Consider the following 14,797-nt stretch of genomic DNA (forward strand, 5'->3'; position numbering starts at 1 on the left):
AGACACTCACGAGGCACGATTACGGCGATGGCTGCACCACTGTGGCCGAGAACAGAGAGGATGCCACGGGCGACCGCACCGCGGTCCGCAGAGAGACCTGCAATTGAGCGTCATCAGCCTCTACGCGATCAGCCCTTCCGCCGCACGTCGTTGACGACGAAGCGCTCCCAGGCCGCCCGGAAGTGCTTCCGGTACGCGGCCGGCACCACGGCGCCCGCCTTCTCGTAGTAGGGGAAGCGCTTCTTGTAGCTAACGCCCTTCACGAACAGGAAGATCGGGACCGCGAACTTGTCCTTCTGCAGGTAGATCCCGTCCGGCGCCTTCCCGTGGTTGCGGAAGACGATGTACTCGACGTTGCGCCCTGCGTTCCGGCGCTTCGAACGCGGCGTGCTGTTCTGGTAGCGGTCGGACTGGGCGCCGAGCGCAGAGAGCATGCGGGTGATGAAGGCGCCCGACACGTTGCCGTTGCCGTCCTTCGGGCAGCGCGTGCTCGGCACCGCGAACTCGCCCGCGAGCATCAGGCCCTTGCGGATCAGCAAGACCTCGAACCGCTTGTGGCGGCGCGTGCCGCCGGCGACCTGAGGGCCGAGATACTTCCAAGCCGGGATCGAGCCGTTGCCTTCCTTGAACCCGAGCTCGGCCGAGAGCCGCTGCTTCGTGGCCGGCCGCACCATCAGGCTGTTGAGCGTGAAGTTCGACGGCTGGTCGAACACGGACCGCATGGTCTCGCGCTCGGCCTCGCGGGCATCCTTCATCGCGCTGGTCAGCGCGAAGGCGGCGACGAACGGGACCTGCTTGGCGGCGCGCCCGACGGCCTCGGCCTTCAAGCCGAACTCGCTGGCGTCGAGCTTCAGCATGGGGCCGCCGTATTCAGCGCGTGCCCTTCGCTGGCACCGGGATCGCGACCACCTTGCCGGTGCGCGGGTCGAGGATGCGGATGAATTTCATCCGAGCACTCCACCTGCCGCGGCCTCCGGCTTGGCCTCCGCGAGCGCACCCCGCATGGCATCTTCCATCCAGCTCACCGCGTCCGAAAGGCGGGTGAAGGCCGCCAGCAACTCCACCTCGTGGTGGAAATGCGGGAAGGCGGTGACGACGTACCCGCCGTGACGTAGCTCTTGGATGCAGAGGGCCTGCGGGCGATCGGCAGGTGATTGGCGCTGATGCATCTGAGGCCTCATGCGGCAGTGCGGTCGACGAGCGCCAGAAAACGCGTGTGCAACCGGATGGCGAGGCGCTCGGCGGCCCAGACGTCAAGCTCTCGGGCGCGGACGGCGCGATGGGCGTCGCTCAGCTGCTCGATGGCGGCGCGATGCGCCTTGCGGGCGGCCTGCAGGTCGCGGCCGAGGTCGGCGATCTGCTCGTTCGTGACCTGGTCTACCATGATCAGCATCCCTGCATCAGCTGAGGCACGTCCCGGTGCTGCTGCACCAGGCGCGTCGCGGGCCGCTCGACCGAGAGCTCAGTCGCGTTGTCGAGGACGAGGACGGTGACGTCGCGGACGCCGGCGTCGCGGCACATGCGGATCAGGTCGTCCTGCCACTTCGCGGCCGTCTCCAGCTGCAGCTTCTGGCGGGTGCGCAGCACCAGGATGTCGCCGTGCCGGACTTCGAGGCGGTCCAGCTGGCGGTCGATCTCTTGGGCCAAGGTGCTCACCGGACGATGCGGGCGTGCGCGCCCTTTCGATTGACGTGTGTGACCGCGCCGCCAGTCACGAAGACCACTTCGGTGCGGCCCGCGTAGACCTGGTTGTTGAGGACGTAGCTGACCGTGCCCGGCCACCACCTCCCGCCCTTCGGCGAGACGATACCGTCGCGGTTCAGATCATCGGCAATCGCCCGGACCGTGCGGCCGGCGCCGTTCTGTTCGAAGATCCGGAGCACCACGGGGGCTCGGTCCGGATCGACGACGAGGCCGCCCTTGCCGTCGGACAGATAGCCGAACGGAATGCGGCCGCAGCTGAAGCCGCCCTGGCCGGCCTTCTGGACCCGGCCGCCCTTGGTGCGCTCGACGATCGCGTCGCGCTCGTTCTCCGCCATGGCCGAGAACACCGAGAAGATGAGCTTGCCCGAAGGCGAGCCCGTGTCGATCGCCTCCGTGACCGAGCGGATCGTCACGCCGTGCGCTGTGTCGAGCTCGGCGGACGTGGTGACCGCGAGTGCGATGTTGCGCGCCAGCCGATCAAACCGCTTCACCAAAAGCACGCTGAAGCGGCGCTCCGTTGCCAGCTCGACCACACGGCTGAACCCAGGGCGTTCAGCCGGCTTGGTCGTGCCGGAGATCCCGGGGTCGGCGATGACGTCGATCAGCTCAAGGCCGGTCGCGTCGGCGAACTTGCGGACCGCGTCTTCCTGGGCGTCGAGGCCGAAGCCCGACTGCGCCTGCTCCTCGGTCGACACCCGCAGGTAGCCGACAGCCTTAGTGCGGACGGTCTCGCGCTCGGCCGCCTGGACCGCATTCCTACGGATCGCGCGGCGGGCGCGGGCGCTACTTGTAGCCACCCGCAAACCTCTGTGATTGTTAATGTTTTGGACGCGGCGCGGGCCGCTGTCTGATTATTCAAGAATACTCAGACGTGGCGTGTTTTCGGCGGTCGTTACGAGGCCGCGAAGGCCTTCACGCACCCCAGCGCGAACCGGCGGTACCAAGCCCGAAACATGGTCAGGCCCGCATCAGCGTCAGCCACGCGTCCGCGATTGCGAACGGCAGCTGGGTGTTGGCTTCGATCCAGATCTCCGCCGTGCAGCGGTAGACGTCGAGGAGCGACCAGAGGTCGAGGCGGTGGCGCAGCTCAGAGCGCATCGTCACTTACCAGGTCCTCGACGATGCGATCGCGCTCCTCGTCCGACTCGGCGAGCTGGTAGAGGTGCAGTTCGTTGGCGCGATCTGACCGGGCCCAGTCCAGGGCCTCCCACATCGCGCCGCGATGTCCGGCGCCGACGATGCGGGCGAGGCCGTCATCACCGCGGCGGACCGCCAGGAACACGGCGCCGGGCGCGTCGGATGAGACGGCCTGGTCGAGCGTGAAGACGGCGACGACGTAGCGGCGTCCGGAGACACCACGCCACGCGGACAGGGCGACAGCCGACGAGCGGGTCGCGCGAAGGCGCTCCTCACGGACCTCGGGGCGGGTCGAGCGATCGGACCGGATCCGGCTGAGTTCGTTCGACCATGCGAGGCGGCGACGCGAGCTCATGGCCGTCCGCCGCACTCCACCTTGGTGTAGCGGCCATCGCCGAGCAGCTCTTCACGGGCGACCGTCGTCTGGCCGGTCATCAGGCAGGCGAAGACGGACGGCACCTTGATGGTGGCGACGTTGAGCGCGGTCTCGCGCGTGCACTCGGGCTGCGCGGTCGAGGCAGCGCACACCAGGATTAGGGCGAAGACCGTGTTCATGCGCCGGGCATCCCTTCGACGGGCAGGCAGCGGGCGGTGATCCGCGCTCCGGCCGGCAGCAGCTTGGTGAGGTCGGCGAACTCGGCGATGCGGCCGGCGCGCGTCATGCAGACGTACTTGCTCTCGGTCCGCTCGCGGCCGAGCATCACCCGGCAGGCCTTGGTGCAGGCCTGGACTTCGATGCGCCAGCCGAGGACGGCGGCGTGGCCCGGGCCCATGGCGCCGAGCAGGATCGCGGTCGCCAGCGCCATCTCCAGGATGAGGAGCGCCAGCAGGCCGCGAATGGTCATCGGCGTGAGCTCTTGGTCGGCAGAAGCACGACAGTCAGGCTGATCAGGATCAGCGCGACGATGGCCCAGGCGATCATCGGCGCGACCGCGCTGGATGCGATCGGCCACTCGGCGGTGCGCGTGACGACATCAGCCGCGGGCACGTAGTCGAAGAAGGGGCCGTCCATGTCAGGGGGCTTCGCCGACGGACAGGGCGCGGCCGGCGTGCACTGGACGCCCGATGCACAGCGCCGGGGCCGGATCGCGCCAGGAGCGGATCGGCGCGGCGCGGCGCAAGCCGATCATCAGAGCCAAGCGCGCGACGAGCCGGGGCATCACTGCCTCCAGGCGTGCAGGACGCCGCGGGCGTGCTCGCGCTGCTCCTCGACGAAGTGGTCGCGGAACACCGGCAGGCTGAGACCGCGCACCACGGCGAGTTCGTCGAGGACGGTGGGAGCCGCCACGACGCGCGTGACGTTCGCGACGTCGTCGCCGCGCACCGCGCGGATGAGGTCGCGGAAGAGGCCGATCACGGAAGGCGAGTGGACGATCACCACCGCGCCGCTCTTCGGCAGGTCCATGATCATGCGACGCGTGCGGCCGGACCGGCGCTTCTCGGCCGGGGTCGGCTTGCCTGCGTCCAGGCGCTCGGAGGCGGAGTAACCCCGCACATCCGCGGAGACGCCGACGCGCAGTGGGGTATCCTGCAACTGCACTCAGATCACCACGATGACGAGGGTGCCGAAGCTCACCCGGGAGCAGTCTCCGGAGACGCGGGCGCGCAGGCGCTCGGCGCGGCGCCGGAGATCCGGCGTGCACGCCTGGCAGGCAAGCACCGCGTCGCACATCGCGACGGTGGCTTGGCGCTGGCGGAGCGGCATGGGCAGTCCAAATGGAAAAACCCCGCGCGAGGGCGGGGTCGGGATCGGTGTGTGGGCAGACCGTCAGGCGCGGGCGGCGCGGGCGGCCTTGGTGCGCTCACGGTGGCGCAGGACAGCGGTCGGGACCGCCGGGCGTGCGCGGCGCTCGGGTCCAGCGGCATCGGCCTCGTGGCCCGGCCAGTTGCCCGTCAGGTCCCGATAGAAGCGACGGGCGTGATCGCGGATCTCGTCGCGGTCGGCGACGTAGTCTTCCTGGGTGTGACGGTGACTCGGAGCGCGCAGGCGATCCGCCAGAAGGCAGAGGCCGTGCAGGCGCTCGACGATGTCGCGTTCGGTCACGGCCGCGGATCCGTCATGGGAGCGAGCCTACCAAGGATTGATCCGCTTTGGGAGCGGATGGGGAAGGTGCGGGCCGGGGCTACAGCTTCAACCCCTGCCTCACGGCAGCTGTGGGTCTTTCGGGCGTCCTGGCTGGCCGGCTTACTGCGATGCCTTTTTCACGTGCGATGCACGCCGCACCATCTCGCACGGGCCGCGCGGCCCGAAACGACGAAGGCCCCGGCGGGTCTCCGCCAGAGCCTTCCTAAATTTCTGCGCATCCGAACTACCGCAAGCCTCAGACCCGGTCAAGCTGTCCTTTGGGTCGGCGGCGTCCAATCTCGCAGGTCGATCTTCCGGACCGGCGAGGCCCGCAGCGGTGCCGCACGACGACCAGCCACTCGGCGATCCCTCTCGACGTGACGGCGCGGGCGCAGGTTCGGCAGCGGTGCTCGCTCTTCTTCCTCCGGCTCCAGCCACGGCGCGATCGGCGCCTTGGGCGGCAGAACCTCGATGCTAGTCAGGAACTGCAGCGCCGGCACGAGGTAGACGAGTGCCGCGTGCCAGTAGGCGTAGCGCAGCTGCTCCTCGAGGACCTCGACGCCAGTACGGGTGTAGTTCAGTTTGCAGAACAGGCCGGTGTCACGGCTGTCGCCCTTCACGGTCGCGACTTCGTCGTGGCCGGTGAACCACTGTTTGCCGTCCGGGCCTTCGCCGCAGGTCGTGTGCACGGTCCGCCAGATGGCGACCTTGTTGTTCTTGGCCATCACCGGCTCGACCTCGATGCCGCCGGCGATCTCAGGAGGCCTGCGGATCGCGCCGGTCACGAGCCAGGAGGGCGTGGCGTCCATCGCGGCGGAGCTCATCACCTCAAGGCTGGCCTTGCCGCGCAGCGCGACCTGGATGGGATAGGGCGAGAGATCGAGCGGGCAGACCGCGGATCCGACGGCCGCCCGCTTCAGCGTCTCGCTGAGCACCTGGAGGTGCGCCTCGATCGTTATGGCGTCCGGGTGAGGATCGCCCATGGCCGGCGGCATGCCCGGCTCACGGGACCAGTTGTCGACCGGGCCGCCCATCGCGACCATGCGCCAGACCGGGTCCGACGCGCACTGCGGCCCGCGGATCGGGGCGTCCTGGCGGCGCTTCGGCAGTTCGTCGCGGATCGCCCAGCGCAGGGCGTCCTCAATCGTCATCTTACGGCGCTTCGGTGCGCTCTGGGTGGTGCTCTGCGTCGATGCCGGCACGGTGGTCCCCAATGTTGTGCCGGTTCAAAAACGAAGCAGCAACGCATGGTTGATCCGGTGCCAGTTTTCTCAGTGTCAAGCTCAATTCTTCTCAGTTAGGCTGCGCACGATCGCCGCGTTGATCCCATCAGCGATCTGTTCGGCGGCTTCGTCACGAAGCCGGTAGATCGTCGCCGCCGAACCCCAGCCGCGTCCGCGGATGAACTCCTGAAAGCTTTCCTTCGCGGCCCGGCATCTGGCCCAGGCCAGCAGAATGTCCCGTTTGCGCGCCCAGAGCGGGTCGAGGATGTCGAGGTAGTCGTTCGGCCACATGACGGGCCGGATCTCCGCTGGACCGCGCACGCGCGGATCCGTGTGCATCGACCGCTTCATCCAGAGCAACACGTCTCCGCTCGTCCAGCTGGGTGTGTGGCCGAGGGCGGGGTGGAGCGGCGGGCCTTCCTGGCGAAGCGGCATCGATCGCGGAGACGCGGCCCAAACTGCCGCACTCAGTTCCTACCATGTTCCAGGCGGGCTGACCGTTGCCGGGATGCCGCCGGGTAGAGGGTTTGAAGCAAGCCTCCAGCGAGGTGGCTTCAGCGCCGCGAGAGATCCGTAACTAACCTCGCCCCACAGATTAATGGCACGCCGGGGCCGCTTGCGACCTGAGGCGGACATGCTGATGATCGTCAGGGCTTCCCGAAGGCGGTCACACGCCGGCCGTTGGCGTGGGCGCCTGAGCTCTGACCTGAGCTCTGATTGGCTATGAAAGTCGCGATACCACCCGGGCGATTTGCGAAGCGTCGCGCCTGCGTTGAGATCAGCGCGCATTCTGCTCAACGGCTATGCGTGCGATGGATGTAATACGGCTAGCACGGCTGTAGCGTTATGGCGTCATGACAGCCCTCGAACTCATCCGCGCCCTGGCACAAGATGCCGATATCGGCGTCCTCGTCACTGACGCGGTGGTCGACGCTCCCGGTCCGACCATCCTCTACGCCAATTCCGCCTTCGGGCGCCTAGTTGGTCGCGATCTGCCCGACGTCATCGGCCGCAGCCCGCGCTTCATGCAGGGCAGAGACACACGTCGCGCGACGCTCGATGCCTTTCACCGCGCCCTGGCGTCGGGTGAGCGCTTCCATGGCTATCTGACCAATTACCGCGCCGACGGTGCCAAGTATCGCGCCGAGATCGATTGCCGGCCCCTGCGCGCGGCCGACGGGCGCATCGAGAACTTCGTCTCGTTCGAGCGCGAGGTGCTCCGCCGGATCGGTCGTCCCGCCGTCAACGGCGCTGGCCGCTACGAGCCCGCCATTGTAAGCAAGACTCTATTAACAGGGTCGTTCCGCGCGCTCGCCGTATTCGAGCACGCATGAGCCCTATCGATAGCCGCTGAGAACTTGGTAATAGCAGTGTCTGAAATGTAACCTGCGTTACATTCGTGATTTTAGATGCGGCTTCGTGCTGTGATTAAGCAGCAAGTAACGCTTATCGCGCAGCGTGAGATCAAGAGCTTCTGTGGCAACGCGGCCCGCAGGCGTAATGCCTTTCGGTCGTGTAAGCTCGATCCGTCGTCCAGCGATCTCAGCGCGTCCGAGAGAGAAAAGCCATGTTGGGTGGGACGGGAAAGCATGCCGACACCGCGGCCAAGTTCGAGGCGCTGGAGCGATCGCAGGCCATTGTCGAGTTCCTGACCGACGGCACCATCCTTACCGCCAACGCCAACTTCCTGACCGCGATGGGCTACACCCTGCCCGAGGTGCGGGGGCAGAACCACGCAATGCTCGTCGAGGCGGAGCAGCGCGCCAGCGCCGAGTACCGCGCCTTCTGGGACGCTCTGCGGCAAGGCACGTTTCAAACCGCCGAGTTCAAGCGCGTCGCCAAAGGCGGGCGGACCGTGTGGCTTCAGGCGAGCTACAACCCGGTGCGCGATCGTGCCGGCCATGTCGTGAAACTGGTCATGTTCGCCACTGACGTCACCGCGCAGAAACTGCGGGCGCTGGACAGCGACGGCCAGATCGCAGCCCTGCACCGCTCGCAGGCGGTGATCGCCTTCGATCCGACCGGCACGATCCTCGACGCCAACCAGAACTTCCTCGGCGCCGTCGGCTACCGCCTCGACGAGATCCGCGGCCGGCATCACAGCCTGTTCGTGGACGGCGCTGAACAGGCTGGTGCGGAGTATCGTGGGTTCTGGGCCGATCTCGCGCGGGGTCAGTTCGCGGCCGGCGAGTTCCGGCGCATCGCCCGGGGCGGCCGCGAGGTCTGGATCCAGGCCACCTACAACCCCATCACCGACGCGGACGGAAGGGTGTTCAAGGTGGTGAAGTTCGCCGCCGACATCACCGCGCAAGTGCACGAGCGCCAGCGCCGGGTCGATGCGCAACGATCGATCGGCGCCGATCTCGACGCGATCGGTACCGCGGTCGAGGATGTCACACGGCAGACGGCCGAGGCCGTCGGCACGGTGGGCCAAGTCTCGAACGACATCCAGTCTGTGGCCTCGGGCGCGGAGGAGCTGTCGGCCTCGGTCGGCGAGATCAGTCAGCAGGTCAGTCACGCCGCGCGCATGGCCGGCGAGGCCGTGGAACAGGCCCGGCACACGAGCAGCATCGTCGAAGGCCTGAGCGGGCAGGCGGCGCAGATCGGCGAAGTGGTGACGATGATCCAGGGGATCGCCTCTCAAACCAATCTGCTGGCGCTCAATGCCACCATCGAGGCGGCCCGCGCGGGCGCCGCCGGCAAGGGTTTCGCGGTGGTGGCTTCCGAGGTGAAGGCCCTGGCCGAGCAGACGGCCAAAGCGACGGACCAGATCCGGGTGCAAATCACGGCGACGCAGGGGGCCACGCGCGAGGCTGTCGGCGCGATCGGCTCGATCCAGGGCACGATCCGAGCGCTGGACGAGGTCTCGGCCGCGATCGCGGCGGCGGTCGAGGAGCAGTCGGCCGTCACGCGCGAGATGTCGGGCAGCATGCACACGGCCGCGCACGGGGTGGCGACGATCGCCGGCGGTATGGAGGCGATCGCCAGGGCGAGCGAGCAGGTCGATGTCGCGACGCGCCAAGTTCGCGAAGCGGCCCGCGCGGTCGGTTGAGCACACGCCGACACTATCGGACTGGGACTATCGCAAGGGGGCTCGCGGGGAGACGATCACGTTCGCGCCATGAGTGAGTTACTGCTGATCAGCGACGACCTGAGCCGAACGGAGCGGCTCGCCCGTCATCTCGGCGCCTTCCGGGCCTGCCGCATCCACGACCTCTACGACGACGCGCCGCCGCCGAGAGCCGAACTGATCGTCAGCGACGTGAAGGATCTCACGTCCGAGGCGATCCTGCGCCTGCGCGGCGTGCTCCCCCACGTCCGCGGCTCCGGCACGCCCTTTCTCTTCCTGTTGCACGACAACTCGGCCCGCACGCACATCCAAGCCGATCTGCTCGGCGCGTCAGGGACCTTGAGCGCCGCGGCCGCCATGCGTCTGCTCGATGAGGCGCTGGCCTGCCTGCAGGAGCAAACCGAGGCTACGCCGTCGAAGACGAGGCGGCAGGCCGATCAAGCGCGGCAGTTCCTGCGCGAGACGTTCGTGCCCGGCCGGGATCTGTCCTCGGCGATCATCGACACCGGCACAGAGATCGTGTCGGGAGCGGTGCGCGAGAGCGGGATCCGGAATTGGATCCGTGCGGTCCGGCGCTTCGACGACGCCACGCACCAGCACTGCCTGCTCGTCGCTGGCCTCGCCGTCGCGTTCGCCGGGTCACTGGGCCTGGGCGCGCCGGACCGCCACAGCTTGGCGAAAGCCGCGCTGCTCCACGACGTCGGCAAGATCGCCGTCCCGCCCGCGATCCTGAACAAGCCCGGTCCTTTGAATGCGGCCGAGATGCGGATCATGCGGACGCATCCCGGCTACAGCCACGCGATGCTCGTCGGCCGGGGCTTCGAGGAAACGATGCTGACGGTGGTGCGCTCTCACCATGAGATGCTCGACGGCACCGGCTACCCGGATCGTCTCAAAGGCTGCGAGATCCCCGACCTCGTACGGTTGGTCACGGTCTGCGACGTCTACGGTGCGCTGATCGAGCGCCGTCCCTACCGCGCTCCGCTGGCCGGCGCGAAGGCCTTCAGTATCCTAAGCGGCATGACAGATCGTCTCGACGGCGACCTCGTGCGGGCGTTCCAGCCGGTGGCGACGGCCTACGATCCATCGCTGCCCCCAGCGACGTTGCCGAGCTGACGGCGCGCCGAGAAGATCCGTACCGCGGCTTGGACTGGAGCTACGGATGTTCGTTCAGAAGCCTCAGCTGCTCTGGAGCGGACCGACTGAAATTGCTCACTGCGAACTCCAGCACAGGGCTCACGAATAGGATCGAGTCCTTCTGCTCGGACGAGCATCGGACGCGGTGGCGCGGCCCAATGCGCCACTTGTTGTTCCCAGCAAGTTCCAAGGAGGTCTGCCGTCGCTCCGCGGCCACGTTGATCGAGGCAGTCACCTCCGATCGGGCGAGTCGTGGGGCCCGACCGACTGCGAAGCAAATGTCATGACGCTTATGCTGTGTGATCTTCTCCACCTGCTTAGCGCCGCTCGTCAGCGGTGAACTGGCATTTTATAGACTAACATATGCTGCTTTACCCCGATCACTGGGCCTTCGTTTGTCCATTGGCAGACATTAAAACGCTTCTTTGGCTTATATTAACGCCCGTTGCTTCTATTGGGACGGAAGCGAGGCCGATATGCATACGATATTAACATGCATTACAGAGCGTCACGATGAAGCATTATTGTTCCTTGCGGCTTCCGTCTGCGCCATCGGCATCTACGCGGCCTCCGCCATAGCGGCACATGCAGCTCGTTCTGAGGGCTCGGTACGGCGCAAATGGGCGGTCGCCAGCATCGTCGCTTCCGGATGTACGGCCTGGGCGACACATATGATTGCCCTCCTCGCCTTCAGACCTGGCATGGACGCCGGTTTCGAACCCACCCTCACGGCGCTCTCCCTCCTGATCGTAGTCGCTGGCATCGGTGCAGGGGTCGGCCTTGTCATCGGCCGACGCAGCCGGACACGTCGCGCCGCTGCCGGCGCGATCCTGGGTCTCGGAGTCACGGGGCTCCACTATGTCGGACAGGTGTCCTACCGCGTAACCGGGTACGCCACATGGAACATGGACCTCGTGATTGGATCCATCGTCATCAGCCTCGCCCTGTCATCTCTAGCGATGATCGTCGCCGGCGAACGCAGCCGCATGTTGCGCCACTGCGCTGTGGCACTTCTGCTCGGCTCGATCGTGATCCTGCACCTCGGCGGCATGACCGCGCTGGTCCTGACCTACGATCCACAGGTTACGCTGCCGAACTCCGCTATATCGCCATCGACCATCGCGCCGATCATCGCGGCTGTCTCGTTGGGCCTCCTGGTCTTGGCGTTCGTCGGCCTACGCATGACCCTCAATGCGAAGGCCCAACTCCGCCGGGATCGCGAGAGATTGCGCGAACTGGCCAGCCTCGCCCTGGAAGGGCTCGCGGTTTGCGACGCGGCCGTGATCACGACCGCCAACCGGAGCCTTGAGCAGCTCTCGGGTATGACACAGGCGGACCTGATCGGTTGCAGCATCGCGCGCCTTTTGCCAGGCCTCGTTCTTGACGACCTCCCGGAGCAAGTTGAACGCGACGCTGAACTCGTCGGTGCAGACGGCGAGGGCGTGCCAGTCCGAGTCCTACGCAAGGAAATCTCCCTCGGCCACAAGCGTCAGACGGTCATCGCCTTCCGCGATCAACGGGAGCGCCTCCAATCCGAAGCTCGCCTGCGCACCCTCGCGTTCACCGACGCCGTGACAGGCCTGTCGAACCGCGCTCGGTTCGACGATCTTCTGGTCCATCATATCGCGGCTCTGCGTGAGCAGGACGGTGGTCTCGCGGTGTTGATGCTGGATCTCGATCGCTTCAAGACCGTCAACGATACGCTTGGCCATGCCATGGGGGATGAGCTACTGCGCAAGGTCTCCGCGCGTCTGCAGGGCATCATCGGCGAAGGAAACGTTCTCGCGCGCCTAGGCGGCGATGAATTTGGCGTCCTGCTCATGCGTGTCGCGGATGACCAGGAGCCGCAAAGCGTCGCAGCGCGCATCGTGGAGACGATCAACCGTGTCTTTCTGCTCGATACCCACCTCGTCCATGTGGGCGTGAGCGTTGGCATCGCGCTCGCATTGACCAGTGAAAGCAGGTTGGAGGATCTGCTGCGGAACGCCGACCTCGCCTTGTACAAGGCCAAGGCGGCGGGAAGGGCGACCTTCCGGGTGTTCGAGCCGGCGATGGCCGAGCGGATCCAGGTTCGCAGCCGGATGGAAGTCGATATGCGCCGCGCTCTCAGCGACGGTGAGTTCGAACTGCACTTCCAGCCCCTCGTCGACGTGCAGACCGGGTTTGTGACTGCGGCGGAAGCGCTGATCCGCTGGCGTCATCCTAAGAATGGACTAATCCCCCCGGCGGACTTCATCCCGCTCGCCGAGGAAACCGGGCTCATCATGCAGATGGGGGCTTGGGTGCTGCACGCAGCATGCTCGCAAGCTGTTTCATGGCCCCAAGCGATCAAAATCGCCGTCAACCTCTCGCCGGTGCAATTTCGCGACGACAAGCTTCCGGAGACCGTCCTTGCCGTCCTGAAGGCGACAGGTTTGGAGGCCGAAAGGCTCGAACTCGAGATTACGGAGGGTGTCCTCCTCGACGACGAGGAACGTACCCTCGGGATGCTGACACGGCTCAGGTCGATCGGCGTCGGTCTCGCGATGGACGATTTTGGAACGGGATACTCATCACTCAGCTATCTGCGCCGCTTTCCCTTCTCCAAAATCAAGATCGACCGTTCTTTCGTTCGCATGCTGCCAGGCGATGCCGAAAGTGCAGCAATCGTCCGGGCTATCATCACCATGGGCGCGGGCCTAGGCATGTCGACGACGGTGGAGGGCGTGGAGACGGCCGAGCAGTACGCATTTGTCGCTGCGGAACACTGCGGCCAAGTTCAAGGCTATCACGTTAGCCGGCCGCTACCCGCCGCGGCATTCCAGCTGTTCTTGAACGAGATGAAGCAGGCAGCCTGAAGCGCTCTCAGAATAGCTCACTGCATCGAAGTTTGGATCAAGCACTCGACACAATGCCGGTGAGGGCCACGATATCGAAAGTGGCGCGGCCCAAAGCGCCATTTGTCGTTCCTAGCAAGTTCTGGACGACGTGACCCTTGCAGGTGAGCTTCCGGAGGTTGGGTTCAAGGCTGCCTCGGCTGCACTGGCCGCGGAGCGGCATGTGTGAACGTATCTGCGTTCGATAGGAACAAGAAAATCTTGGTTCTTGCTCCTGAAGCGGATAAGACGTCTCGGGATCATTGCGGTTATTGCGCATCAATCCTGAATTGACGCCGATGCAGGTTGCTTAGTCATAAACGTCTGCAGCCGTCCCATTGTCGCTGCATGTGACTGAATTCTGAATTACAAACGGCTTGCCGAATGACGCTCTTCATGTGACTTACGGCTAAAGCTGTGGTGAGTCGAGCATGGTTCATGGACGAATTAGCGCATCATAGTTTGGGCAAAACCAATAATTTCGAATTAATTACACTTCTTGACGAAGTGTACGATGCAATAAATGGATTAGATGGCAATCGACTTTATTTACTACTTGATAAGATGAATGATTTTAGACCAAGCCTTGAAAGCAATAAAGATATCTCCGACATACAAGATATTGTCAGAGCGCACAAATCATTTGCGCTGCTAATGCAAGACCCGTATTCATATCACGCCTTCAACAAGCCGCGTGGTTTTCCCGGCGATGCATCGCTAATCGACTTGTTCTATGGCCACGGAGCTGGCCGCCAGACAATCACTGAACAAGGCCGCTTCATTTTCGAAACATTTATGCGATCGCCCAGTTGTGATGCTATCCGCTTCCGAAGAGGGTACTACGGAGCATTCCTAGATCGGATCGCTTCTGAGCGGAGTGGGCGTGCGCAGGCTCTGGCGCTTGCCTGCGGGCATTTGCGAGAAGCGTTGTTCTCTCGTGCGGTTACCGAGGATACAATCAGAATTGTTGGCGCGGACAGTGACGTGTTAGCTGTTAATGAGGCAACAAGGTCACTGATTGGCAGAAATGTGGAAATCCGGCACAGATCAATTATAGATTTCATACGCAATAGATCATGGCGTGAGACTTATGATTTCATATATGCGGCAGGTCTTTTCGATTATCTCGATGATCGCGTTGCCAGAAAGGTCATCTCCGTAGCTTTTGAAGCTCTTAATCCCGGGGGATCGATATCATTCGCGAATTTCCTTCCGAGCATCAGGGAAAGGGGCTACATGGATATCGTCATGGATTGGAGGCTAATATATCGGACAAAGAATGATATGTTAGCACTTACATCTAAGCTTCCTCAGGAAAGCATAGCGAGCATCGACGTCTGGATCGATCCGCTAGATACGGTGGTCTATCTCACGGCGACAAAGCGCGGCTGACTGGAGAATATGCAAGCCTCGCAGACTGCTTTCACTCAGATTTGATTGTAGGCTGACGGTTCGTTGACGGCCGAGAGGCTGACCTGCTCAGAGCCTATTATTGGCCGGGGCGGATTTTGACGCTGCGATCGAGACCTGATCTTTCGCCATCAATTGAGTTCTGGTGCGGAAGACCGGCAGGGCTTCGCAATAAGCCACAGTCAATCTTACAGCA

At 64.7% G+C, this 14,797-nt stretch carries 21 protein-coding genes; 5 read left to right on the forward strand and 16 right to left on the reverse strand.

Features of this window, described 5'->3' with window-relative positions; translation table 11 throughout:
- Positions 1-128 precede the first annotated feature (128 nt).
- The 16 genes from MMSR116_RS28750 to MMSR116_RS28825 form a co-directional block, all read right to left on the reverse strand.
- Entirely contained in the window at positions 129-857 is a 729-nt protein-coding gene (locus tag MMSR116_RS28750; RefSeq protein ID WP_010684343.1) for a hypothetical protein, read from the reverse strand.
- An 87-nt stretch (positions 858-944) separates the two neighbouring features.
- Complete coding sequence (locus MMSR116_RS28755; protein WP_010684344.1) at positions 945-1,169, reverse strand: hypothetical protein; 225 nt, start codon at positions 1,167-1,169, stop codon at positions 945-947.
- A gap of 8 nt (positions 1,170-1,177) precedes the next feature.
- Entirely contained in the window at positions 1,178-1,384 is a 207-nt protein-coding gene (locus MMSR116_RS28760) for a hypothetical protein (RefSeq protein WP_010684345.1), read from the reverse strand.
- 2 nt (positions 1,385-1,386) lie between these two features.
- Entirely contained in the window at positions 1,387-1,647 is a 261-nt protein-coding gene (locus MMSR116_RS28765) for a hypothetical protein (RefSeq protein WP_010684346.1), read from the reverse strand.
- Between the two features lie 5 nt (positions 1,648-1,652).
- On the reverse strand, positions 1,653-2,501 hold the full coding sequence (locus MMSR116_RS28770; protein WP_010684347.1) for a recombinase family protein: 849 nt from the start codon (positions 2,499-2,501) through the stop codon (positions 1,653-1,655).
- Between the two features lie 160 nt (positions 2,502-2,661).
- Complete coding sequence (locus tag MMSR116_RS28775) at positions 2,662-2,808, reverse strand: hypothetical protein (RefSeq protein WP_158169206.1); 147 nt, start codon at positions 2,806-2,808, stop codon at positions 2,662-2,664.
- Positions 2,792-3,196 (reverse strand): hypothetical protein, encoded by a 405-nt coding sequence (locus MMSR116_RS28780; protein WP_010684349.1) that lies wholly within the window; start codon positions 3,194-3,196, stop codon positions 2,792-2,794. Before MMSR116_RS28780 ends, MMSR116_RS28775 begins: the two co-directional genes overlap by 17 nt.
- On the reverse strand, positions 3,193-3,396 hold the full coding sequence (locus tag MMSR116_RS28785; protein ID WP_010684350.1) for a hypothetical protein: 204 nt from the start codon (positions 3,394-3,396) through the stop codon (positions 3,193-3,195). The genes MMSR116_RS28780 and MMSR116_RS28785 overlap by 4 nt, the downstream gene beginning before the upstream one ends.
- Positions 3,393-3,686, reverse strand: coding sequence for a hypothetical protein (locus tag MMSR116_RS28790; protein ID WP_010684351.1), 294 nt, complete (start codon positions 3,684-3,686; stop codon positions 3,393-3,395). The genes MMSR116_RS28785 and MMSR116_RS28790 overlap by 4 nt, the downstream gene beginning before the upstream one ends.
- Positions 3,683-3,853: a hypothetical protein gene (locus tag MMSR116_RS28795; protein ID WP_010684352.1), complete on the reverse strand. Its 171-nt coding sequence runs from the start codon at positions 3,851-3,853 to the stop codon at positions 3,683-3,685. The genes MMSR116_RS28790 and MMSR116_RS28795 overlap by 4 nt, the downstream gene beginning before the upstream one ends.
- 1 nt (position 3,854) lies before the next feature.
- Positions 3,855-4,001: a hypothetical protein gene (locus MMSR116_RS28800; RefSeq protein ID WP_158169208.1), complete on the reverse strand. Its 147-nt coding sequence runs from the start codon at positions 3,999-4,001 to the stop codon at positions 3,855-3,857.
- Positions 4,001-4,375: a hypothetical protein gene (locus MMSR116_RS28805; RefSeq protein WP_158169210.1), complete on the reverse strand. Its 375-nt coding sequence runs from the start codon at positions 4,373-4,375 to the stop codon at positions 4,001-4,003. The genes MMSR116_RS28800 and MMSR116_RS28805 overlap by 1 nt, the downstream gene beginning before the upstream one ends.
- Before the next feature lie 6 nt (positions 4,376-4,381).
- A complete protein-coding gene (locus MMSR116_RS28810; protein ID WP_010684354.1) occupies positions 4,382-4,546 on the reverse strand; it encodes a hypothetical protein in 165 nt (54 codons plus the stop codon).
- Between the two features lie 63 nt (positions 4,547-4,609).
- A complete protein-coding gene (locus MMSR116_RS28815) occupies positions 4,610-4,885 on the reverse strand; it encodes a hypothetical protein (RefSeq protein ID WP_010684355.1) in 276 nt (91 codons plus the stop codon).
- Between the two features lie 287 nt (positions 4,886-5,172).
- Positions 5,173-6,057 (reverse strand): hypothetical protein, encoded by an 885-nt coding sequence (locus MMSR116_RS28820; RefSeq protein WP_010684356.1) that lies wholly within the window; start codon positions 6,055-6,057, stop codon positions 5,173-5,175.
- Positions 6,058-6,189: 132 nt separating this feature from the next.
- A complete protein-coding gene (locus MMSR116_RS28825) occupies positions 6,190-6,492 on the reverse strand; it encodes a hypothetical protein (protein WP_158169212.1) in 303 nt (100 codons plus the stop codon).
- Between the two features lie 491 nt (positions 6,493-6,983).
- On the opposite strand from MMSR116_RS28825, the gene MMSR116_RS28830 reads away from it, so the two are divergent.
- From MMSR116_RS28830 to MMSR116_RS28850, 5 genes are all read left to right on the forward strand, one after another.
- Positions 6,984-7,463: a PAS domain-containing protein gene (locus MMSR116_RS28830; RefSeq protein WP_010684358.1), complete on the forward strand. Its 480-nt coding sequence runs from the start codon at positions 6,984-6,986 to the stop codon at positions 7,461-7,463.
- Between the two features lie 233 nt (positions 7,464-7,696).
- A complete protein-coding gene (locus tag MMSR116_RS28835; protein WP_010684359.1) occupies positions 7,697-9,181 on the forward strand; it encodes a methyl-accepting chemotaxis protein in 1,485 nt (494 codons plus the stop codon).
- Positions 9,182-9,250: 69 nt separating this feature from the next.
- Positions 9,251-10,315 (forward strand): HD-GYP domain-containing protein, encoded by a 1,065-nt coding sequence (locus MMSR116_RS28840; RefSeq protein ID WP_010684360.1) that lies wholly within the window; start codon positions 9,251-9,253, stop codon positions 10,313-10,315.
- Between the two features lie 497 nt (positions 10,316-10,812).
- Positions 10,813-13,173 carry an EAL domain-containing protein gene (locus MMSR116_RS28845; RefSeq protein ID WP_010684361.1) on the forward strand — a complete coding sequence of 787 codons (2,361 nt, stop codon included), beginning with the start codon at positions 10,813-10,815 and terminating at the stop codon, positions 13,171-13,173.
- 456 nt (positions 13,174-13,629) lie between these two features.
- Positions 13,630-14,583, forward strand: coding sequence for a class I SAM-dependent methyltransferase (locus MMSR116_RS28850; protein WP_010684362.1), 954 nt, complete (start codon positions 13,630-13,632; stop codon positions 14,581-14,583).
- Positions 14,584-14,797 lie beyond the last annotated feature (214 nt).

Origin of the sequence: Methylobacterium mesophilicum SR1.6/6 (assembly GCF_000364445.2) — a bacterium.
In the GTDB taxonomy this organism is placed as follows: Bacteria; Pseudomonadota; Alphaproteobacteria; order Rhizobiales; family Beijerinckiaceae; genus Methylobacterium; species Methylobacterium mesophilicum_A.

What these genes read in the sequence shown, in the direction of transcription:
- MMSR116_RS28755 (WP_010684344.1), bottom strand. Translation starts at nt 1,169, where the DNA reads ATGCATCAGCGCCAATCACCTGCCGATCGCCCGCAGGCCCTCTGCATC.
- MMSR116_RS28835 (WP_010684359.1), top strand. Translation starts at nt 7,697, where the DNA reads ATGTTGGGTGGGACGGGAAAGCATGCCGACACCGCGGCCAAGTTCGAG.
- MMSR116_RS28820 (WP_010684356.1), bottom strand. Translation starts at nt 6,057, where the DNA reads ATGACGATTGAGGACGCCCTGCGCTGGGCGATCCGCGACGAACTGCCG.
- MMSR116_RS28795 (WP_010684352.1), bottom strand. Translation starts at nt 3,853, where the DNA reads ATGGACGGCCCCTTCTTCGACTACGTGCCCGCGGCTGATGTCGTCACG.
- MMSR116_RS28830 (WP_010684358.1), top strand. Translation starts at nt 6,984, where the DNA reads ATGACAGCCCTCGAACTCATCCGCGCCCTGGCACAAGATGCCGATATC.
- MMSR116_RS28840 (WP_010684360.1), top strand. Translation starts at nt 9,251, where the DNA reads ATGAGTGAGTTACTGCTGATCAGCGACGACCTGAGCCGAACGGAGCGG.
- MMSR116_RS28790 (WP_010684351.1), bottom strand. Translation starts at nt 3,686, where the DNA reads ATGACCATTCGCGGCCTGCTGGCGCTCCTCATCCTGGAGATGGCGCTG.
- MMSR116_RS28845 (WP_010684361.1), top strand. Translation starts at nt 10,813, where the DNA reads ATGCATACGATATTAACATGCATTACAGAGCGTCACGATGAAGCATTA.
- MMSR116_RS28780 (WP_010684349.1), bottom strand. Translation starts at nt 3,196, where the DNA reads ATGAGCTCGCGTCGCCGCCTCGCATGGTCGAACGAACTCAGCCGGATC.
- MMSR116_RS28760 (WP_010684345.1), bottom strand. Translation starts at nt 1,384, where the DNA reads ATGGTAGACCAGGTCACGAACGAGCAGATCGCCGACCTCGGCCGCGAC.
- MMSR116_RS28800 (WP_158169208.1), bottom strand. Translation starts at nt 4,001, where the DNA reads ATGCCCCGGCTCGTCGCGCGCTTGGCTCTGATGATCGGCTTGCGCCGC.
- MMSR116_RS28750 (WP_010684343.1), bottom strand. Translation starts at nt 857, where the DNA reads ATGCTGAAGCTCGACGCCAGCGAGTTCGGCTTGAAGGCCGAGGCCGTC.
- MMSR116_RS28810 (WP_010684354.1), bottom strand. Translation starts at nt 4,546, where the DNA reads ATGCCGCTCCGCCAGCGCCAAGCCACCGTCGCGATGTGCGACGCGGTG.
- MMSR116_RS28850 (WP_010684362.1), top strand. Translation starts at nt 13,630, where the DNA reads ATGGACGAATTAGCGCATCATAGTTTGGGCAAAACCAATAATTTCGAA.
- MMSR116_RS28785 (WP_010684350.1), bottom strand. Translation starts at nt 3,396, where the DNA reads ATGAACACGGTCTTCGCCCTAATCCTGGTGTGCGCTGCCTCGACCGCG.